The organism is Pseudocitrobacter sp. CD920760, from assembly GCF_057782505.1.
Genome location: NZ_CM173490.1, coordinates 5065163 through 5084442, shown reverse-complemented (window position 1 = coordinate 5084442; position 19280 = coordinate 5065163). Strand labels below are relative to the sequence as shown.

General features: G+C 53.5%; 19 protein-coding genes. 3 read left to right on the top strand and 16 right to left on the bottom strand.

Translation table 11 applies throughout. The features are described from left to right. Positions 1 to 81: 81 nt before the first annotated feature. Positions 82 to 1092: a class II fructose-bisphosphatase gene (glpX, locus tag AC1MKH_RS23990; protein ID WP_276219150.1), complete on the bottom strand. Its 1011-nt coding sequence runs from the start codon at positions 1090 to 1092 to the stop codon at positions 82 to 84. 105 nt (positions 1093 to 1197) lie between these two features. Between glpX and AC1MKH_RS23985 the strand changes: the two genes are divergently transcribed. Beyond that, the gene (locus tag AC1MKH_RS23985) at positions 1198 to 2067 is read left to right on the top strand and encodes a hypothetical protein (RefSeq protein ID WP_276219149.1); all 870 of its coding nucleotides are present in this window, start codon (positions 1198 to 1200) and stop codon (positions 2065 to 2067) included. On the opposite strand, the gene recG is transcribed toward AC1MKH_RS23985, so the two are convergent. Genes recG through gmk form a run of 5 tightly spaced genes read right to left on the bottom strand, consistent with a single transcriptional unit; the run spans position 2052 to position 7913 of the window. Further along, positions 2052 to 4133, bottom strand: a complete 2082-nt coding sequence (gene recG, locus AC1MKH_RS23980) for an ATP-dependent DNA helicase RecG (protein ID WP_276219148.1) — start codon at positions 4131 to 4133, stop codon at positions 2052 to 2054. The two genes, AC1MKH_RS23985 and recG, sit on opposite strands and share 16 nt — an antisense overlap. Before the next feature lie 3 nt (positions 4134 to 4136). Beyond that, positions 4137 to 4826 (bottom strand): tRNA (guanosine(18)-2'-O)-methyltransferase TrmH, encoded by a 690-nt coding sequence (gene trmH, locus AC1MKH_RS23975; RefSeq protein WP_276219147.1) that lies wholly within the window; start codon positions 4824 to 4826, stop codon positions 4137 to 4139. Between the two features lie 4 nt (positions 4827 to 4830). Beyond that, positions 4831 to 6942, bottom strand: a complete 2112-nt coding sequence (spoT, locus tag AC1MKH_RS23970; protein ID WP_015343999.1) for a bifunctional GTP diphosphokinase/guanosine-3',5'-bis pyrophosphate 3'-pyrophosphohydrolase — start codon at positions 6940 to 6942, stop codon at positions 4831 to 4833. Positions 6943 to 6960: 18 nt separating this feature from the next. Next, positions 6961 to 7236, bottom strand: a complete 276-nt coding sequence (gene rpoZ / locus AC1MKH_RS23965; protein ID WP_000135058.1) for a DNA-directed RNA polymerase subunit omega — start codon at positions 7234 to 7236, stop codon at positions 6961 to 6963. Positions 7237 to 7289: 53 nt separating this feature from the next. Further along, positions 7290 to 7913 (bottom strand): guanylate kinase, encoded by a 624-nt coding sequence (gmk, locus tag AC1MKH_RS23960; RefSeq protein WP_015962457.1) that lies wholly within the window; start codon positions 7911 to 7913, stop codon positions 7290 to 7292. 255 nt (positions 7914 to 8168) lie between these two features. Here gmk and ligB point away from each other — a divergent pair, with 255 nt between their 5' ends. Further along, complete coding sequence (gene ligB, locus AC1MKH_RS23955; RefSeq protein ID WP_276219142.1) at positions 8169 to 9839, top strand: NAD-dependent DNA ligase LigB; 1671 nt, start codon at positions 8169 to 8171, stop codon at positions 9837 to 9839. Positions 9840 to 9841: 2 nt separating this feature from the next. Here the strand turns inward: ligB and AC1MKH_RS23950 are convergent, their stop codons facing one another. Continuing rightward, on the bottom strand, positions 9842 to 10459 hold the full coding sequence (locus AC1MKH_RS23950) for a trimeric intracellular cation channel family protein (protein WP_015962459.1): 618 nt from the start codon (positions 10457 to 10459) through the stop codon (positions 9842 to 9844). A 220-nt stretch (positions 10460 to 10679) separates the two neighbouring features. Further along, a complete protein-coding gene (gene dinD / locus AC1MKH_RS23945) occupies positions 10680 to 11501 on the bottom strand; it encodes a DNA damage-inducible protein D (protein WP_276219140.1) in 822 nt (273 codons plus the stop codon). A gap of 346 nt (positions 11502 to 11847) precedes the next feature. Between dinD and AC1MKH_RS23940 the strand changes: the two genes are divergently transcribed. Next, positions 11848 to 12207, top strand: coding sequence for a hypothetical protein (locus tag AC1MKH_RS23940; protein WP_327621813.1), 360 nt, complete (start codon positions 11848 to 11850; stop codon positions 12205 to 12207). On the opposite strand, the gene AC1MKH_RS23935 is transcribed toward AC1MKH_RS23940, so the two are convergent. The 8 genes from AC1MKH_RS23935 to AC1MKH_RS23900 form a co-directional block, all read right to left on the bottom strand. Next, entirely contained in the window at positions 12200 to 12742 is a 543-nt protein-coding gene (locus tag AC1MKH_RS23935; protein ID WP_327621814.1) for a plasmid pRiA4b ORF-3 family protein, read from the bottom strand. The two genes, AC1MKH_RS23940 and AC1MKH_RS23935, sit on opposite strands and share 8 nt — an antisense overlap. A gap of 375 nt (positions 12743 to 13117) precedes the next feature. Beyond that, positions 13118 to 13729, bottom strand: a complete 612-nt coding sequence (locus tag AC1MKH_RS23930) for a hypothetical protein (RefSeq protein ID WP_327621815.1) — start codon at positions 13727 to 13729, stop codon at positions 13118 to 13120. A 513-nt stretch (positions 13730 to 14242) separates the two neighbouring features. Continuing rightward, positions 14243 to 17245 (bottom strand): coiled-coil domain-containing protein, encoded by a 3003-nt coding sequence (locus tag AC1MKH_RS23925; protein WP_327621816.1) that lies wholly within the window; start codon positions 17243 to 17245, stop codon positions 14243 to 14245. A 9-nt stretch (positions 17246 to 17254) separates the two neighbouring features. Beyond that, positions 17255 to 17575 carry a hypothetical protein gene (locus AC1MKH_RS23920; RefSeq protein WP_000436982.1) on the bottom strand — a complete coding sequence of 107 codons (321 nt, stop codon included), beginning with the start codon at positions 17573 to 17575 and terminating at the stop codon, positions 17255 to 17257. Then, the gene (locus AC1MKH_RS23915; protein ID WP_022651577.1) at positions 17575 to 17745 is read right to left on the bottom strand and encodes a hypothetical protein; all 171 of its coding nucleotides are present in this window, start codon (positions 17743 to 17745) and stop codon (positions 17575 to 17577) included. The genes AC1MKH_RS23920 and AC1MKH_RS23915 overlap by 1 nt, the downstream gene beginning before the upstream one ends. 154 nt (positions 17746 to 17899) lie before the next feature. Next, on the bottom strand, positions 17900 to 18373 hold the full coding sequence (locus tag AC1MKH_RS23910) for a hypothetical protein (protein ID WP_327621817.1): 474 nt from the start codon (positions 18371 to 18373) through the stop codon (positions 17900 to 17902). A 98-nt stretch (positions 18374 to 18471) separates the two neighbouring features. Then, on the bottom strand, positions 18472 to 18747 hold the full coding sequence (locus AC1MKH_RS23905; RefSeq protein WP_000245846.1) for a PerC family transcriptional regulator: 276 nt from the start codon (positions 18745 to 18747) through the stop codon (positions 18472 to 18474). 11 nt (positions 18748 to 18758) lie between these two features. Then, positions 18759 to 19193 carry a single-stranded DNA-binding protein gene (locus AC1MKH_RS23900; RefSeq protein ID WP_327621818.1) on the bottom strand — a complete coding sequence of 145 codons (435 nt, stop codon included), beginning with the start codon at positions 19191 to 19193 and terminating at the stop codon, positions 18759 to 18761. Positions 19194 to 19280 lie beyond the last annotated feature (87 nt).

Below are 19280 nucleotides of genomic sequence, written 5' to 3'. Positions count from 1 at the left end.
GCGCGTTGTTACCCTATCTTCGCTGTGTCAGGAGAAGATTTCCAGCCCCATGGGGCCGGAAAGCTCAATTGAACAAATGATTTACAGGATGTGATTCTGGATCTCAGGGTCTTTACGATCGAGATAATGAATCGACTGAATGCGACGAATGGTGCGCGATTTTCCGCGAATCAGCAGCGTCTCGGTGGTGGCGATATTGCCTTTGCGGCTGATGCCGTCCAGCAGGTCGCCTTTGGTGATCCCGGTGGCGGAGAAGATAACGTTGTCGCTGCGTGCCATATCATCCAGCGTCAGCACTTTCCCGGCTTCGATACCCATCTCATGACAACGGCGCAGTTCGTCTTCGCCAATGCGGCGGTTCTCTTCGCTATCGCCTTTCACGTGATGACGCGCCAGCAGGCGGCCATGCATATCGCCATCCAGCGCGCGGATCACTGCCGCAGAGACCACGCCTTCCGGCGCGCCGCCGATACCGTAAAGCACATCAACTTCGCTGTCCGGCATGCAGGTCAGAATGGACGCCGCGACATCACCATCAGGAATGGCGAACACGCGCACGCCCAGTTTCTGCAACTCGGCAATCACCGCATCGTGGCGCGGTTTCGCCAGAATAGTGACCGTCAGCTCTTCAAACGGTTTATTCAGCGCGCTTGCAATATTGCGCAGGTTTTCTTCCAGCGGCTTGTTGAGGTCGATAACACCTTTCGCGCCCGGCCCGACAATCAGCTTCTCCATGTACATGTCCGGCGCGTTCAGGAAGCAGCCTTTATCGCCCACCGCCAGCACCGCCAGCGCATTTGCCTGGCCCATTGCGGTCATGCGGGTGCCTTCAATCGGGTCGACGGCAATATCTACCGCATCACCTTTTCCGGTCCCGACGCTTTCGCCAATGTAGAGCATCGGCGCTTCATCAATTTCGCCTTCGCCAATGACGATGGTGCCATCAATGTTGACCTTGTTGAGCATGATGCGCATCGCATTTACCGCCGCGCCGTCAGCGACATTTTTATCGCCCCGGCCCAGCCATTTGTAACCTGCCAGCGCCGCCGCTTCCGTGACGCGCGAAAATTCGATAGCCAGTTCTCGTCTCATAGCAAACTCGTTTCAGAAGAAAAATTGCGCGAAGTTTAGCACAGCGGCACCAGACAGCCCTATTAATGACGGGTGTATCCTGTGTGGAAAAATCAGGGAGGCTTTATGAAACGGGGAAAAGTGCTGGAGCCAACGCTGCGTGAACGATGCCGGGCCATCTTTCAGAATGAGCCACCGGTGCAGTACGTCTGGGAGCCAGAGTTTGATTACGATACGGAATCGTTGCGTAAGCTGGCAAAGACGCCGTGGCAGCAGATTACGGGGCATCAACTAGGCTGCTATTACGTATTAAATCTGGTTTATCACGAACCGATGCAGCCAGAGCTGTTTCGCTATCTCTTTCCCCTGTGTCTTGCCGAGTGGCATGAAGCGCTGCTGTATGACGGCTACGGTGATTATTTTGAAGAGTCGTTATTGAAAGCGCTGCGACGGCCTTATCTGTGGCAGGAGATGATGGATAGTCAACAGCGCCAAAACGTTCGTCACTTTTTAATTGAGACGATGCTGGTGCAGATGGATAACGGACGCAGCTTTGACAGGCATCCCTGCGGATGGCTAACCACTTTCAATGGCCTGGGCGGCGCGGCTACGGTGATACGCGCTATCTGGACGCAGTGGTGGGCGCTGGAAACACCGGGCAGAGCCATTTGTGCGCTTCAGTACGCCGCTTATCTGATCTACCCGCAAGGTGATAATCCGCTTTGGCCGGATGAGCCGCGCTTGTGGTATCACCCGTTAAGCGATGAGCATGCGTGGACCGCGGAAAATCGCGCGTTTTTACGCGGAGTGCTAACTACCGATGCTCTACTGGCGGGTGTTCAGGCCGCCGCCGAAAGATTGCGTGGCGAACCGGAAGGCGCAATGGCGGCGCGTATCGCGAGCGATGCGCTGAATGCCCACGATATCATCACCATTCAAATTGAAGACTTGCTGCTGGATTTGTCGCGTGACGAGTCGGGTCACGCGTTGGAATAACGTTCCGTTTCCGGCATCCAGCGCTCAATCAGCGCGGTGGCCTGCTGCGGATAACGTTCGTGAACATGGCGAGCGATGCGCTGAACTTCGGGGATCATCGCCTGATCGCGCAGTAAGTCCGCCACTTTGAACTCAGCATTGCCCGTCTGGCGTGTACCAAGCAGCTCGCCAGGACCGCGAATTTCGAGATCTTTTTGCGCAATCACAAAGCCGTCGTTGCTGTCGCGCAGCACCTGCAGGCGCATTTGCGCGGTTTTCGACAGCGGCGATTTGTAGAGCAGCACACAGTGCGAGGCCACCGCGCCACGGCCCACACGGCCACGCAGCTGATGGAGTTGCGCAAGACCCAGACGTTCCGGGTTTTCGATAATCATCAGGCTGGCGTTGGGCACATCGACACCGACTTCAATCACCGTGGTGGCAATCAGCAGATGCAGCTCACCCTGCTTGAAGGATTGCATTACCGCCTGCTTTTCGGCAGGTTTCATACGCCCGTGAACGAGGCCGACGTTGAGTTCCGGCAGCGCCAGCTTTAACTCTTCCCACGTGGCTTCTGCCGCCTGTGCTTCCAGTAGCTCTGACTCCTCAATCAGCGTACAGACCCAATACGCCTGACGACCCTCTTCGGTACAAGCGTGACGCACGCGATTGATGATGTCGCTGCGACGCGTGTCCGGAATCGCGACGGTGGTGACCGGCGTTCGGCCTGGCGGCAGTTCGTCAATCACCGAAGTATCGAGATCGGCATAGGCAGTCATTGCCAGCGTTCGCGGAATTGGTGTCGCGGTCATAATCAGCTGATGCGGATGGAAGCCCTGCTGCTGGCCTTTCTCCCACAGCGCCAGACGCTGGTGGACACCAAAGCGGTGCTGTTCATCGATAATCACCAGCGCGAGGCCGTTAAACTGCACCTGCTCCTGGAAAATAGCATGGGTGCCGACAATCATCTGCACCTGGCCGCTGGCGATGGCTTCCTGCTGCGCCAGCCGCGCTTTCCCTTTTTGCTTCCCGGCAAGCCAGCCCACTTCGATACCGAGCGGTTCAAACCAGGTGCGGAAGTTATTGGCGTGTTGTTCAGCGAGCAGTTCGGTGGGTGCCATCAGCGCCACCTGCTTGCCGTGGGCAATCGCCCTTAATGCTGCCAGTGCGGCGACCAGCGTTTTACCGGAACCCACATCGCCCTGCACCAGACGCATCATCGGCACGTCGAGCGTCATATCGCGTTCAATTTCAGCGACCACGCGGGTTTGCGCCCCGGTGGGTTTGAACGGCAGCGAATCGAGGAACTGATTTTTCAGCTCGCCCTGTTCATTCAGCGGCAGGGCATGGTAGCGCTGCGCCCCGGCACGGAGCGCCAGCATGCTCAGGTTATGGGCGAGTAACTCTTCCAGAATTAAGCGCCGCTGGGCCGGATGCTTGCCGGTTTCCAGGTCGCTGAGTTGCAGCGATGGCGGTGGGCGGTGCAGGGTGCGTAGCGCTTCCGGCAGGCTCATCATGCCGGAGGCTAATTCTGGCGGCAACAGCTCGGCGATGGCGCAGGTATCGAGGAGATCCAGCGCCTGGTCGGTCAGCTTGCGTAGCGTCGCCTGCTTGATGCCTTCGGTGGTTGGATAAATCGGCGTAAGCGTCTCCTGCAATTCCGGCGTGCTCAAATCGCCCTGTACGCGGTATTCCGGGTGGATCATCTCCGCGCCAAATTTGCCGCGCTTCGCTTCGCCGTAGGCCAGCACGCGACGTCCGGTTGCGAGGCTGTTTTTCATTGCCGCGTTGAAGTTGAAGAAGCGCATGGTGAGGATGCCCGTGCCGTCGCTAATCTGGCAGGTCATCATTCGCCGTCCACCGAACGTAATGTTTGAGTTGAGAACTTCGCCTTCTACCGTGGCATAGATACCGGGCAGTAGTTCGCCAATGGGATAGAGTTGAGTGCGGTCTTCGTAGCGCAACGGCAGATGAAGCAATAAGTCCTGCACCGTGTGCAGACCAATTTTAGCGAGCTTCTGACTTTGCGCTGCACCAACGCCCGTTAGCGAACTGAGCGGAACAGCATCTAACAGGCGACTTTGCATGGATTACCTCGTGGCCTGCATGGTGGCCCACCAGGTCGCGTCGGCTTCAATCTCGCCGCGATCGTTGACGTGCGGGTAGGGAAGGCCTTTGCGCTTCGCGACGTTTGCCAGCACTGGATATCCGCCTTCAAACAGCAGACGCTGTTGTTCGTCGTCCGGCAGCATACTGTTTTCACGCTGATACATACCGGCGTTCTGCCGCTGGCGCTGCGCTTCATACAGAATAAGCGCGGAGGCCACGGAGACGTTGAGCGACTGCACCATGCCGATCATCGGAATGATGATGTCCTGGTCTGCGAGTGCTAACGCTTCCTGAGTGATGCCGGTTTTCTCCTGACCCATTAAAATACAGGTTGGGCGGGTATAATCGATTTCGCGAAAATCGACGGCTTTATCAGAGAGATTGGTCGCCAGCACCTGCATACCGCGCCCTTTCAGATGCGAAACCGCCTCGCCAATCGTCGGGTGCGTTTTAACCGAAACCCAGCTGTTGCTGCCCGCCGCCGTTGAAGCCATGGTGCGCATGCGGCTGCCTGGCCAGACGGCGTGAACTTCATGTACGCCCACGGCGTCAGCGGTGCGCACAATCGCTGAAACGTTATGAGGTTTGTGGACCTGCTCCATGCAGACGGTCAGGTCAGGCTGTCGCCTGGCGAGCATCTCGCGGATACGCGCATAACGTTTAGAATTCATAAAACTAGTTTCGGTTACGTGTGACTTTAATGACGTCCGGCATTACGCGGATTTTGCGCATGATATTCGCCAGATGCACGCGGTCGCGCGCCGTCAGGCGAATAAAGGCGCTGTAAACGCGGCCATCCTTCTCTTCAGTATTCAGACTCTGAATATTAGACGTCGCTGTATTGATTGCCGCCGTCAGGTTAGCCAGCGCACCCTGATGATTGAACATATCCACCTTAATTTCGGTGATAAATTCCTGCTCAGTCTCTTTATCCCACTCTACGGCCATGAACTTCTCTGGCTCTTTCTGATAGCCACGGATGTTACGGCAGGATTCATGGTGGATAACCAGGCCTTTGCCTGGGCTGACGTGAGCGATAATCGGATCGCCAGGAATTGGACGGCAGCATTTTGCGAAGGTGATCAGCACGCCATCTGCGCCTTTGATAGGCAGATGCGCATGGCCGGAAGCACCCGGTGCGGAAGGTGTGGCTTCGCCCTGTTGCAGGTTTTTCGCCACGACCACGCTCATGGCATTGCCGAGGCCGATTTCAGCCAGCAGATCGTCAAGCGAGGTGAGTTTCATGCGCTCAAGTTCGCGCTGGATATGCTCTGGCGGAATCTCTGCGAGCTTACGGCTGCCACCCAACGCGTGGTTGAGCAGGCGACGCCCCAGGCTTACGGAATCATCACGCTTGAGGTTTTTCAGCAACTGACGAATTTTGGCGCGCGCTTTTGAGCTGACGACAAAGTTCAGCCACGCGGCATTCGGGCGAGCGCCAGGTGCGGTAATGATTTCAACGGTCTGGCCGCTGGAGAGCGGCTGCGACAGCGGGTAAGGCTGCCTGTCGACACGTGCGCCCACGCAGGCATGACCGATATCGGTATGCACCGCATATGCGAAGTCGACGGGCGTTGCACCGGCAGGCAGTTCGACAATGCGCCCTTCCGGTGTGAAAACGTAAATCTCATCCGGGAAGAGATCGGATTTAACGCTCTCGATAAATTCAAACGAGCTACCGGCGCTCTGTTGCAGCTCCAGCAGGCTTTGCATCCAGCGCTGAGCGCGGATTTGTGCAGTCGTGCTGGTTTCGCCGTGCTCTTTATAAGCCCAGTGTGCGGCAACACCCATCTCCGCCATCTGGTCCATATCTTCGGTGCGGATCTGGACCTCAACCGGCACGCCGTGCGGGCCGATCATCGAGGTGTGCAAAGATTGATAGCCGTTCGCTTTTGGAATGGCGATATAGTCTTTCACACGACCTGGACGCGGCTTATACAGGCTGTGCATCTGGCCGAGCACGCGATAACAGGTGTCGGAATCATTGACGATCACGCGGAAGGCGTAGATATCCATGATCGAGTGAAAACGCTGCTCTTTGAGCACCATTTTGCAGTAAATCGAATAAAGATGTTTCTCGCGACCACTGACGCGGCACGGTATTCCCGCTTCCTGCAAACGCCCTTCGATTTCCGAGAGGATTTTTTGGATCATCTCTTTACGGTTGCCGCGCGCGGCTTTCACCACTTCTTTAATTACGCGATAACGGTTGGGATACAGCGCTTCAAAACCCAACTCTTCGAGTTCGGTTTTAATGTGGTGGATACCTAAACGGTGTGCCAGCGGGCTGTAGATTTCGAGGGTTTCACGGGCGATGCGGCGACGTTTATCCGGGCGAAGTGAGCCCAGCGTGCGCATGTTGTGGGTACGGTCTGCGAGTTTGATGAGGATGACGCGGATATCCTGCACCATCGCCATAATCATCTTGCGAAAGTTTTCGGCCTGCGCCTCTTTCTTATCGCGGAACTTGAGTTTATCAAGTTTCGACACCCCCTCTACCAGTTCGGCGACGCTTTTGCCAAAAAGCTGTTCCATGTCCTGGTAGGTGGCAGGGGTATCTTCAATCACGTCATGCAGCAGTGCTGCCATTAGTGTTTCATGGTCGAGCTTCATCTCGGCCAGAATACAGGCAACCGCGACGGGATGCGTGATATAGGGTTCACCGCTTGAACGTGTCTGGCCCTCGTGAGCGTCACGTGCAACGAGGTACGCCTGCCGCAGACGTTTGATTTGATCTTCCGGCAGGTAGTTTTGAATCAGCTGATTCAGGCTTTCAAACAGATACAAGGGCGACCCGCTCTGTAATTAACGACGACCTTCAGCAATAGCGGTAACGGCCTGTAATTCAGCGGCTTCCTGCTCTTGCTGTTCCTGGCGCTCGCGCACGTCGAGGATCTGGTTGTTGATCAGACCTTCTTCGATTTCGCGCAGTGCGATTACTGTGGTTTTATCGTTTTCTTCCGGTACCAGCGGATCCTTTCCGCCTACCTGCATCTGACGAGCGCGACGCGCGGCGACCAGTACCAGGTCAAAACGGTTACCAATTTTCTCTACAGCGTCCTGAACAGTTACGCGTGCCATACTTTAATGCTCCACAGGTGAAGAAATGACTGGGCATGATACTGAAAGTGGGTTCAGTCTGCCAATAGTTTGCTGATTAAAGCGTCATGTCGCTGCTTTTGGCGGCTCATGCGCAGACGTTCAGCACGGATAATCGTTTTCAGATCGCCTAAAGCGGTATCGAAATCGTCGTTCACGATCAGGTAATCATATTCCGCGTAATGGCTCATTTCTGCAACTGCCTGCGCCATTCGTTTGGTGATCACCTCTTCGCTGTCCTGGCCGCGGCCACGCAGGCGGCGATCCAGTTCAATTTTGGACGGCGGCAGGATAAAGATACTGCGCGCGTGCGGCATTTTAGTACGAATTTGCTGCGCGCCCTGCCAGTCGATATCAAGGAAAACATCGACGCCCGTTGCCAGCACTTGCTCAATGGTTTCACGCGAGGTGCCGTAGTAATTACCGAACACTTCCGCATGTTCAAGAAACGCGTCTCTGCCAATCATGGTTTTGAATTCGTCATGATTCACAAAGTAATAATGTTCACCGTGCACTTCACCCGGACGCGGCGCGCGCGTGGTATGCGAAACAGAAACCTGAGTGTCGTATAACGGTTGGGTTTTCAATAAAGCCTGAATCAGGCTGGATTTACCTGCGCCACTGGGGGCAGAAACAATATAAAGCGTGCCTTGAGCCATGAGTATTTGTGTATGTTGCCAGCAATGAAGTTCTACATACGGGCTTATTATACACGTCGGCGCATCGTGACGTAGTCTTTGTCACACTTTTTGCGCTGCTTTCTTTCATTTTGCGTGTCACTTTCCTGATTTCCTTACCTGTTGCTGCAACAAATCAATTTCCCTGGAAGCCTCCTCGGGGATTTCGCATCAGGCGTTCGCAATCTTTTTCGCCGGGCGGTAAAACACCGCTACAGCGCAAATGGAGGGGCGAAAGTGAAAAGGATACTACTGCTGTTCATCGCGACCGTAACGGGGGCTCAGGCAACTTGCCCTGCCTGGGCTCCCGCACGAGCGGAACGGGAAATTACACAGCTCACGGCACAAATCGCACGCTGGAACGACGAATACTGGCGGCAGGGCGCGAGCGAAGTGAACGATGTTGTTTACGATCAGCTCTCGGCGCGACTGGCGCAGTGGCAGCGCTGTTTTGGTTATGCTGAGAGCGGCGAGAGTGCGCCGCCGCGCCTGGCTTCCGGCGTTATGCATCCGGTCGCCCATACGGGTGTGCAGAAGCTGGCGGATGCGCGGGCGGTGAGTCAGTGGATGGCGGGCAAACGTCATCTCTGGGTGCAGCCTAAGGTGGATGGTGTCGCGGTGACGCTGGTTTATCACCAGGGGCGCTTGCAGCAGGCCATCAGCCGTGGCGATGGCCTGAAAGGGGAGGACTGGACTGAGAAAGCGCGGCACATTCCGGCTATCCCCAAAACGGTAACGGGCAGGCTGGCGGAAAGCGTGCTGCAGGGGGAAATATTCCTGCAACGCAGCGACCATATTCAAAAGCAGATGGGCGGCATGAACGCCCGTGCTAAGGTCGCTGGCGCCCTGATGCAACAGGGTGAAAGCAAAACGCTGGCGAACCTGGGTGCGTTTATCTGGGCGTGGCCCGATGGGCCACAACCTATGGAAGAGCGACTGACCTTGCTGAGCCAGGCTGGGTTTTCGTTAGTGCAGCGCTATTCGAAAGCCGTGACGCGGGTTGACGATATCGCAAGCTGGCGCGATCGCTGGTTTACCACGCCGCTGCCGTTTGTGACCGATGGCGTAGTGATTCGCTCAGCCGATGAGCCAGAAGGCAAACACTGGCTGCCCACGCAGGGGAGTTGGGTTGCCGCCTGGAAATATGTTCCGGCGGAGCAGGTGGCTGAGGTCAAAACCGTAAGTTTCACGGTGGGGCGCACAGGAAAGATTGCCGTCGTCGCGCAGCTTTTTCCGGTGAAGCTGGATGATAAACAGGTTCAGCGGGTGAATATCGGTTCAGTCGCCCGCTGGCAAACGCTGGATATCGCCGAGGGCGATCAGGTGCTGGTCAGCCTGGCCGGGCAGGGGATCCCACGCATTGATAGCGTGGTCTGGCGCAGTACGCAGCGTATCAAGCCCACGCCGCCTGCGCAGAAATACAATGCACTCACCTGCTTTTATGCCACGACGGGCTGCGAAGAACAGTTTATGGCGCGGCTGGAATGGCTGAGTTCAAAGGCGGTTTTTGACATTGATGGCCTGGGCCGCGCGGGCTGGAAGACGCTGCATCAGGCACAACCTCTGGATCATCTTTTCTCGTGGCTGGCGCTGACGCCGGAGCAGCTACGCGGCACGCCTGGGTTCACGCCGTCTCGCGCGACTCAGCTGTGGCATCAGTTCAATCTGGTACGTCAGCAGCCGTTTAAGCGTTGGGTGACGGCGTTCGGTTTACCGCTGAGCAGAGCTGCGCTGGATGCGCTGGCGGATAACCGCTGGGAGACGTTGGTGTCGAGAAGTGCTCAGGACTGGCAACGCCTGCCGGGGATGGGAAACCTGCGTGCGCAGCGGATGGTGGAGGCGGTGCATCATCCGGATATTTCCCGGCTGGCGCAGTGGCTCACCAGCCAGAAAATTCCCGGATTTTAATCTCAGTGCGCGTTGTGTTTGTAATAAAACACCGGTAGACCCAGCTTCAGACGCAGTGCCAGCAGGCGGGCCGTGAAGCCAAACAGCAGGGTGGCGATCACCACGATATCCTGGTTGCTGACATAGTGTTGCAACGCAACATAGAGCACGGCGGCGGAAAACGACACGCCCGCGTAAAGCTCTTTCTGGAACACCAGAGGAATGCGTTTGCAGAACATATCGCGCAGCACACCGCCAAATACGCCGGTGACGACGGCAGCGATGGTCGCAATAACCGGGCCTTCGCCCATATCCAGCGCGATTTGCGCACCGATGATAGAGAACACCACCAGACCGAGTGCATCCAGTACCAGAAACAGTTTACGCAAATAGGGCATTACCGGGGCCACGATGGTAGTCAAAACTGCCGCTGTCGCCACGATAATCACGTATTCCGGGTGCTTTACCCAGCCCAGCGGATAATGACCTAACAGGATATCGCGCACCGAACCGCCGCCCAGCGCGGTGGCCGTCGCGATAATAATGACGCCAAAGGTATCCATGCGTCGACGCCCTGCGGCTAAAGCGCCGGTCATGGCTTCGGCGGTAATGCCGATAAGGTAAAGAACGTGCAATAACATATGAGCCCCCGAAATCGATGGCGGAAGGGTAGCGATTTGTGCGCGACGTCACGATTGAGATTTTCTAAGGTGAAGGGCTTTGGCTTAGAAAAAGTAATGAGTGAATGTGATAAATATTAGGTTTGATGTGACATGCTGGTCAATAATCTTGAAATTCAGATTAGAATATTTAAATGTGGTTCACGTTCGGGTTTGGATGAACCACATCGGCATCATGCTGTTACTTTTTATCCAGCTTCTTTGCCACAGTTTCCAGCTGCTTGATGCTTTTGTTCGGTACGGGAAGGCTTTCAGGCATTGTACCACCCAGTTCCTTGATGGTTTGACGCACTTTTTTGCCCACCTCGAAATGGGTTTCATTGGCTTGCTTCTTCGAACTTACCTGGTCTCGGCGCAACTTCTCTTCCGTCTGGGTTGCGCGGAACAGATTCGCGGCAAGCTCGGTTGAACCCATATGGTCGAGTATTTTTTGGCTCTTTTTTAGCCCTTTGCGTTGATGAATGGCTTTCTGATCCAACCCGCCATAGAGCCCCTGATAACCATGGTTCTGGAATACGGCAAAATCGAGAGTAGTTTCTACACCGGCCTGCTGCGCAGCTTCAACCAAATGTTTATTGTGTTCTTTCAATTCGTTGCGTAGAAACAGACGTTTTTCATCTTCGCGGAGTTGTTTAAATGCCTCGTCGTCCGCCAGCTCCTGGCGGCGAGTCTGGATAGCGAAGTAGGTCTGCCCGGCGGCAATAACGGGCTTAGTTGGATCGCCATTTTGTACGACCAGGTAGCATGCGTAGCGGGAAAGGATAATATCCTTTATTTCTCGCTGAGCCCCTGAACCGATTTGGACCATTTCGAGCACATCCTCGAAATGGTCCGAAATGGCATGTCCACTTTGCTTACAAGCCTCTTTGGCTCGCGTGAGCACCGGCGTGAAGTGTCGGTACTCCGAGTAGTCCAGTAATTTGGATAATGCCCGTGCAGACCAGAATTCTGCGCCATTCTGATCGACCTGCTTTATTTCTTCAAACGGCTGATGTTCGTTCATCGCTCACTCCTTGATATGCGTGTTGTATAAGAGACCTCTCCAGAATCTTCCCTGGAACAGTTGAAGCATAACAAAAAGGCCCACAGAATCTGTGGGCCTGGCAGCATTCAGGAGCGGCAAAAATCACTCAATGTTGGATCTGTTTATTGAGTATGTGACTTAAAGCCGCGTGGTTACTGTGTTTTTGATAATGCCTTTTTTCAATGGGTACACCCTTGTGTACACGGTATTTTGAGGTGCTGCCTTTGTCTGCTCATTTTATGCTCTCACGCTGCCTGTTGCGTGCTCTTGTCTTTTGGGCATTATTGTATGATACCTCTATCCCACAATAAGGAATCAGCCAGCCATGAGAATGACCAGCCGCAAAAAAGATATACTCAGCTATTTTGAACCTGATAGCCTCGATTGGGTTACTGGTGAGATTGGTGCGCCGCCGTTCGATGTGTCGGGCGTGGCCTACCTTCTTCATGGCATGGCGTCGTTCGATAAGCGCCACCAGCTCGAATCAACCCGGCGAACTCTTGAAAGTATGGTTGCTGGTGGGTTGCTTGAGCGTGTGGCGGTGTATGAGTCTCGTCAGGTACGGCGCGGCGGTGAGACTAACGCAACGGTCGTGCGTTACGGTTTACCCGGTCATTGTGCTGTTATGCGCGATACTGGCGGCGCTGATAACGCAATATCAGGCGAATACATGCGGGTCAGTTAAGAGCCTGCAATCTGTCGTTAATGTTGTTCAGGTCGTAAACCCGGCGTTCAATATCCAGCATCAGGAAATTGCGGATCTCGGCTTGTTCAGGATTATCAGATTCTCTGGCCTGTAAGAGCAATTCATTGTAACCATGCAATCCCCCCGAATTTTCCGCCGGGGTAGTCCCCCTCCCACGCAAACAGCTAACAGGCTGGATACTGGTATCATGGGTTTGCTTCTCCAGCACAATAAGACAATCCCACCAGTCGCCAAAGTCATACGTGTAAACCAGCTTGTCACCCTCATTCTGGATCGCCGCCCATAGTGGCGTGATTGCCGCATTACCCATGCTTTCACCCTCACCCCATACGCGATACTCGCTACCTAGATCACCTTTACGGCCTTTCTCGAACATATACAGATGTTCGTCATTCCAGCCAAAAGCCAACTGGATCACCGTGTGAAGTTCACTAAAGGGGATTTGCTCTGGAACCAGCACACGCCGCCATATAGGTGGTTTGCTGTCTCGGATGGTTATCTTTAGCTGGTACATGCAAATCCTGAATAAATGCGAATCGGAAGGATAACGATACTGACGCACTCACAATTCTGTAAAGGTGAATAAAGGAAATTTGCTTAATACGCATAAGTTACATGCGGAATAATCCCGTATCTACCTGCGCGGCGCTGGCTTCCTCCACTGGTAGGCGGGTGATCGCATCATCTCCCCGAACCGTTTGCGCCGGGCTGTATCAGCTTCAATAATGCGCTCCATTTCCCGAACCTCTGCCGGGGTAAGCTGGCGGCCTTCATGCTCCAGTTTAGCGGCTGTCAGTGCTGCTATCTCCTGTGGTGTCACTATGGCAGCTCCTGCTATGGTGGGTAACTGGCTGATTTTACATAATTATGTCAGAAAACCAGAATATCGCTACAACTCCAGCCCTATAGCTCGCGCCGCTTTCCCCGCCTTACGCTCAATCACGCCCGTGATTCTATCTACTACCGGACTGAATGCCTGCCAGTAAGCCACCTCCATTGCTGACAACTCTGCCCGCTTCCTGTCAAACGTAGCCCAGCGCATCCCCTTTGGCTTCGGGAACATGCGAATGTCATTAAACAGATTATTGGCAAGGTCATTGTTGCCCCAAATCGCGTATCGCTGCTGGCGTATCTTCATGCGCATCCTGTCCAGTCTGTCGGCACTCTGGCTTTTATAGTGAAGTTTCCAGCACGCCCGGCAGCCAATATCTTTTCTGCCGATATACAGCTTTGCAGCCCGATTCATACAGTGGGGGCAAACGTACCATTCCCGCACACCATACCCTGCCTGTGTGGTCGTGGAGCGAATCGCCCGCGTCACGCCGTTGATTGTCATGGCGTAGCTGTCGTCTTGCCGGAAGGTGTACAGCGTTCCGCTTTCGGTCTGGGTATAAAGCTGCGTCCCCGGTTCAGCGTCTGCCAGTCTGCTACGCATGTTCGCAAGGAATGGCAATCCTATGCGGGGTAAGTCCGTTGTATAGCTGCGCGTTCTGCCTCTCACTGGCTGGCCTCCTGCGAATTACTGCGCCTGTGAAAAGACTTAGCTTTTCTTAGCACTGAAAGTGCGAATCTGACCAGCGCGGCGCAAAATGAATACGAAATAATAAGCGTATTTTACTGTAAACTGCGCACGTTTTTGCGCACTTCACGCCAATAAGCCCAGCAATAGTACGGGCTGTGGGCTGGTTTGCTAATTGGTAACCGTTTTGTTTTGCGCGGTTTTTTGTTAACTGCGCAATTCGCAATGCCACGTTAGAAATCATCAGGTGGTGCGCACGCTGAATGCGCAGTTTTGCCGCGTACCTGACTGCGTACTGCGAACCAGTGGCGCGAACCTGAATATTTTGGACGGCCTAAATCACGATCAGGCGTCTAGCCCGCCGCTGGTGCGGATCTCTATTTATTCGGCGGTCCAATCCGTCAAGAACAGTCTAATATTTTGTAGCCCTTTCATGGGGCAGGAGGCGTAAAGCAATAAAAAAGCTGGCGGTAACATCCCTGCCAGCTTTTTTAACTATCTCCTTGGAGGCAATATCCCTTTCGGCCTCTGTTGGTTAAACATCTCATCCAGGGCCGCTTTTCTCCCAACTTTATACATTCGGGATTCAATCTGCCGTAAATTTTCCTCTGTAATGCCATTTGTCGTGTGAATAGTCACATTCATCTGCTGGTGAATGACTGCGCCACCGCCTCCCTGCATATCCTTGTTACTTATCACCCGTCCGTTGTCGCCCGGTATCATGTACTGGCTGCCATTGGCCGCCTGGAATATCTCAGGCTTTCCGTGCTCACCTACACGATACATTGAGTTAGCGGAAACCGGCCCGCCGTTATAACGAGCCCCGGCAATAGAAAGCGCCTGTCCTGCAGCCATAGATGAACTATAAGCAGCCAAACCGATAGCAGATGCTTTACCCTGAGTCGCAATAGACGCCGCCATGGCTGCAGGAGCCCAAGCTGTTGCTAGAGCGCCAGCCTCAGCAATTTGTGCGGCAGTTGCGGCAGATGACATGGCCTTACCAATAATCAGGCTCTTAACATACTGAACACCCATATCCACAATGGCGCTTACAACACTGTTGAGGATTGTCGAGCCAATATTTGCGAATGATTCTTGCAGGCTTTGAGTCCCATTTATTAAGCCAGTAAGAGCGCTTGACGTGCTGCTCTGCAGGCCTTCCAGCGATGCGGCCAGCAATTCGTTAGCCTGGCTCTGATTGCGGAATATTTCCCATTGAGCTTCAATTCGCTGCTGTTCGTACTGTGTTTCCTGTGCGGTTCTGAGCGCGAGATACTGAGCGTCTGTTGTCTGTTTGGCAGCGATGTATTCCGCATAAGTCATTTGGCCGTTTTTATACGACTGGCTTAGCACGGCCTGCTCCTGCTGCTGGTACTGCTGCATGAGCTTCAGTTTTTGAGTATTCTCATTAGCCAGTTGTTGAACCGGGTCAACCTGTCCTCTAGCCTCGGCAATGGGATTAACAGATGCCTGCTCTGCTCTGATTTTGGCTAAATTAACCTTGTGCTGCTGCTCAAGCTGCTCACTCGCTTGGCTATATTGCTGTTGCGATAGAATCAGCTTCCCGTTGGCGTCCTTCTGGTCTTTGAGACTATCCAGCGCCTTGCGCTGGGCATTATAACTGGCGTTCTCTTTTAGCTCAGGGACAGCATTCTGAGCTTTGAGAGCGGCGGCTTTATCCCATGCTGCTGCGGCATCCTTTTCTACCTGGGCAATTTGCTGAGTGGTGGGGTTCGCTAACTTCTGGCGAGCGGCAAGAATCGCCTGTTCTCTGGATAGATCGCTGGTTGAATCTGCCGATATATCTGCTTTCTGTCGATATTCATTAAGCACTCTTGCATTGCGTTCCGCCTGAGACTCGGCCTTTTTAGCAGCAGATAGAGACGCACTCTGCTCTTTTCGTTCATTTTTTGCAGACTCGGCATTAGCTTTCTGCTGCTGATAGGTTTGCAGCCTAACATTGTAATAATCGCGAAATGCCTGGGTGCCAGCTTTAAGCCCCTGTGTTTCGGCGTCACGCCAAGCCTGAGCTTTGAGCTTTTCGTCACCGGTCTGCTTGGCAATAAACAGCTCCTGCCTTGCCAGCTGTAGCGCTCTATCCTGGCTGGAGGTCAGGCTGTCCGTAATCTCTTTTAGTCTCTTTAGTCTATCAGTAGCGTTTGAGGCTGACTCTACTATCTCAAGAAGAGATTTTGCCTGCACCCTGGCAGCCTTAGCCCCTTCAGAATGACCTTGCCCCACCCTCACGAGCGTGGCAATAAGCTGATTAAGTTTTTCATCAGTGGGATTGTTGGCGATGTCGGACAACTGCTTGGCAAACTCATAGGCCTGCTGATCGCTAATGTCGAATTTATTGGCAAGAGCGCCTACTGTCGCAATCATGGAATTCATTGCAGTCTTCCCGCCTTCCCCCGAAGCGGCCGCTTGCTTCATGGCTTCGCTAAAATCATTTGTCGTTATATTTAGCGTGGAAAGGTAGCCGCTAAACAGCTTGACGCTTGCGTAGCCCCCGCCTAAAGAGGAAACCAGAGAGTCACCAAAAGATATGATGTCCTTTGATGTTTTTTGTACTTCCTTTGAGACCTCCGACAAAGCCGACTGTACTTCTAATTCAGCTAATTTACGCATGAGCGTAGCAGCTTTTATATTGTTTCTTGCAAGAGCGGCGAAGTCATCGGATAGCGCACTAACGCCATTCTGAGACGTTGCAATAACCTTATCCGTGGCCGATATAGCATCCTTGAGGGCATCAACTGAGTTTTTCCCACCCTTCAAAGAAGTAATAAACGTGCCAGCTACTACAGTGCTTAAGGCCAACACAGCACCCAGTACAGCACCGCCCGGACCAAATGCGCCGGCCAGTTGAGAACCCTGCTGACTAAATGCCACCAACGCGGATTGCCCACCCTGAACCTGCACAATAAAATCCTGTACCTGATAACCCGCCTGCTGCATGGTGGATTTCCAGTTTTTAGTACCCTTTGCACCTGCTTCAGTACCGTTCTTCATGTCATACAGACGGCCAGTCAGATCGGCGATGGTCTTTTTCTCTGCTTCCGTAGCGTTGGAACCGGCACGAAGCTGGGCGGCAAGAATAGCAGCACCTCTGGCGCTACCTTCCTGTTGTTCTTCCAGAATTGCCAGTTGATTACCCAGCGATTCAATTATGGACTCCGCCCGGCTAAATTCAGAACTGGCCCCACTGACGCCAGAACGAGACTCAAGGATAGCCCGCGTCAGTGAGTTGATATTGGTATTTAGCTTGCCAATGGCACCCTCTACGGCGGCAACATTCTTAGCCATACCACCAGCGGCGCTACTGGTATCATCAATAGCCGATCCAGCCTGCTTGAGCGTATCGCCAAGGTTATCCGCTGCTTTGTCCGCGCCGTCAAAAGATGACTGTAGTTGTGAAAGGAATTTATCGACCTGCTTATTGGCCTTAAGCAGTTGGTCTGTTTCGGCTTTGATGATGTATACAACTGATCCGGCGTCCATTATTTCCCCTTAGTGAACCACACGTTTATTGCTACCCATCAGGCCATTCCTGATCATACTTTCCATCACCAGAACACCACGCTCCGTCAAGCGATATTCACGTCCGGTAATATCAATTAGTCGTAGCAGCAATTTATAAGCCGCTGCCTCTTTGTCGGCGTCATCACGCACAGCAGAGATAACATTGTCCACCAGCCCGGATGACAGACGGTGTGGTACTACCTGCCCCGATACACCGTTATATTCAACGGTATTGCCGCCAGTCTCTCGCTTCAAATCACGGGTATACGTTTCTGCAATTGTATCCGCCAGTCGCGTTAACTGTTCCATTAAGCCTCCTTCGGCATATTCAGGGCGCGATCCATAATCTGACGCGCGATAACATGGATTGATGGGGCAAGGCCTAGTGGGGATTTTCTTCGCTCCTGCTCCTGTAGCGCTTTAAGCTTATCGATTTGATTACGACTGAGCAGGACTGGTTTTACTGATGGTGTTGCCATTTTAGTTCCTCCTGATATTTATACAGTAATTATACTTGCATAATCAGCAACATCTAATGGCTATATTGCGTATTTTGAAATGATTATTTAATGCTCACGATCGAATTTATTAATGCGTAGACAATAAAAAACCCCGACTGAGCGGGGTTCTTCGTTACTGGCATAGGGTTGACCACGATTCGAATAGTTTGTTTTCTAGTTTAATAAGCTCAAGGCTTTTGGAGTCTTTCTCCTGCTCACGCATAGGATGTTTTGATTTTTTTATTGCCACGCTTTCGCTGTCACCATCCTGATAAACAAACCTAGCGCCAATACGGCTAATGTCTGTGTGGCCTGAAACAATACCGCAGACCGCCCCCCCACTTTCATGGCGATATACCTTAACGTCAGAAAACGTGAGGCCCTTGCTGACATTGAAGTTATCATCGCACACGGCTATTGCCGCTCTCTTCGAGACCGCACCGCCGGAAGCCATGAATGTCCAGTTATCACATTCGCCCGGCTTATATTTACTCGTTAGTTCTTTTTTTACAGCTTCTTGCGCACTCTTTATTAATTGTTCATCGGTCTTCTCACCGCAGCCAGTAAGCGTCAGAGCGATAGCGCATATAGCCCAAATCCCCTTCATGTCCTTATCCCCCAATGTAAATGTGAATAAAGCCTACCAGCGTTTTGCTAAACGGGAAACAGCCCGTACTTACTGGCTTCCCGTTCCATTACCATTGCCTAAACAGCCTTGCCCTTCAGCCTGAATGCTTCGCCGTTCGGTCTGGCAATTCCCATGCGGTGTTGTGTCTCAGTGACTGCTTTATGCAGATCGCCGTAATCATCGGTTTTCACTGGCGGGCGCTTCACGTTCGTCAGACACGTATCACGTCGCTGCTTTACCCATTCCCGATCATCGTCCTCAGCACAAAGCATCATGACTTCCTGCCAGCGCGTCGCAGCCCTGCGATACAGCCCCTTTGCTTCCAGAGCCTCTGCTTTACTATCGTTGACCATGCTTATCTCCCTCATAATGGCGTTTCATCGTCGAATGGTGGGCGCTGGTCGTATTCATCACGGGATGGCTGCTGCGCACGTCTCAGCGCGTCCGTTGCCTGTCCCTGCTGTCCTGCCTTCCCGCCGGGGCGTACCGTTCTGGCGCTGATCACACTGTCGGCTACTACCTGATACCCCTGCTGTGTACCGCCGTCCTGCCCTGTCCACTGGTTGAGTTGCATATTGCCTGCCACGCTCACAAGGTCGCCTTTCTGGTGCTTTGCCAGCGCATCGGCCTGCTTCCCAAAAGCAATAACGCCCAGCCAGAAGGTTGACTCTCCCGCCTCTGCCGCATTACAGGGGAGCGACACCGCCATCCGCGCCATAGCCATGTTGTTACCGTTCGTTGTGGTGCTGGTCTGGGGATCTGCCACCAGCCGCCCGTATGCTGAAATATGTGCTGTCATTTTCTCCTCACTGGATTATTAGTTTTGCTAATAACGATTTCTTAACGTGAGACACCTGCCGATTTTTTTTCATAGTAAGCAGAAATA

Bases quoted from the DNA above. Each gene is read 5' to 3' on its own strand.
- glpX (WP_276219150.1), bottom strand. From the start codon at position 1,092: ATGAGACGAGAACTGGCTATCGAATTTTCGCGCGTCACGGAAGCGGCG.
- AC1MKH_RS23985 (WP_276219149.1), top strand. From the start codon at position 1,198: ATGAAACGGGGAAAAGTGCTGGAGCCAACGCTGCGTGAACGATGCCGG.
- recG (WP_276219148.1), bottom strand. From the start codon at position 4,133: ATGCAAAGTCGCCTGTTAGATGCTGTTCCGCTCAGTTCGCTAACGGGC.
- trmH (WP_276219147.1), bottom strand. From the start codon at position 4,826: ATGAATTCTAAACGTTATGCGCGTATCCGCGAGATGCTCGCCAGGCGA.
- rpoZ (WP_000135058.1), bottom strand. From the start codon at position 7,236: ATGGCACGCGTAACTGTTCAGGACGCTGTAGAGAAAATTGGTAACCGT.
- gmk (WP_015962457.1), bottom strand. From the start codon at position 7,913: ATGGCTCAAGGCACGCTTTATATTGTTTCTGCCCCCAGTGGCGCAGGT.
- AC1MKH_RS23950 (WP_015962459.1), bottom strand. From the start codon at position 10,459: ATGTTATTGCACGTTCTTTACCTTATCGGCATTACCGCCGAAGCCATG.
- dinD (WP_276219140.1), bottom strand. From the start codon at position 11,501: ATGAACGAACATCAGCCGTTTGAAGAAATAAAGCAGGTCGATCAGAAT.
- AC1MKH_RS23940 (WP_327621813.1), top strand. From the start codon at position 11,848: ATGAGAATGACCAGCCGCAAAAAAGATATACTCAGCTATTTTGAACCT.
- AC1MKH_RS23935 (WP_327621814.1), bottom strand. From the start codon at position 12,742: ATGTACCAGCTAAAGATAACCATCCGAGACAGCAAACCACCTATATGG.
- AC1MKH_RS23925 (WP_327621816.1), bottom strand. From the start codon at position 17,245: ATGGACGCCGGATCAGTTGTATACATCATCAAAGCCGAAACAGACCAA.
- AC1MKH_RS23920 (WP_000436982.1), bottom strand. From the start codon at position 17,575: ATGGAACAGTTAACGCGACTGGCGGATACAATTGCAGAAACGTATACC.
- AC1MKH_RS23915 (WP_022651577.1), bottom strand. From the start codon at position 17,745: ATGGCAACACCATCAGTAAAACCAGTCCTGCTCAGTCGTAATCAAATC.
- AC1MKH_RS23910 (WP_327621817.1), bottom strand. From the start codon at position 18,373: ATGAAGGGGATTTGGGCTATATGCGCTATCGCTCTGACGCTTACTGGC.
- AC1MKH_RS23905 (WP_000245846.1), bottom strand. From the start codon at position 18,747: ATGGTCAACGATAGTAAAGCAGAGGCTCTGGAAGCAAAGGGGCTGTAT.
- AC1MKH_RS23900 (WP_327621818.1), bottom strand. From the start codon at position 19,193: ATGACAGCACATATTTCAGCATACGGGCGGCTGGTGGCAGATCCCCAG.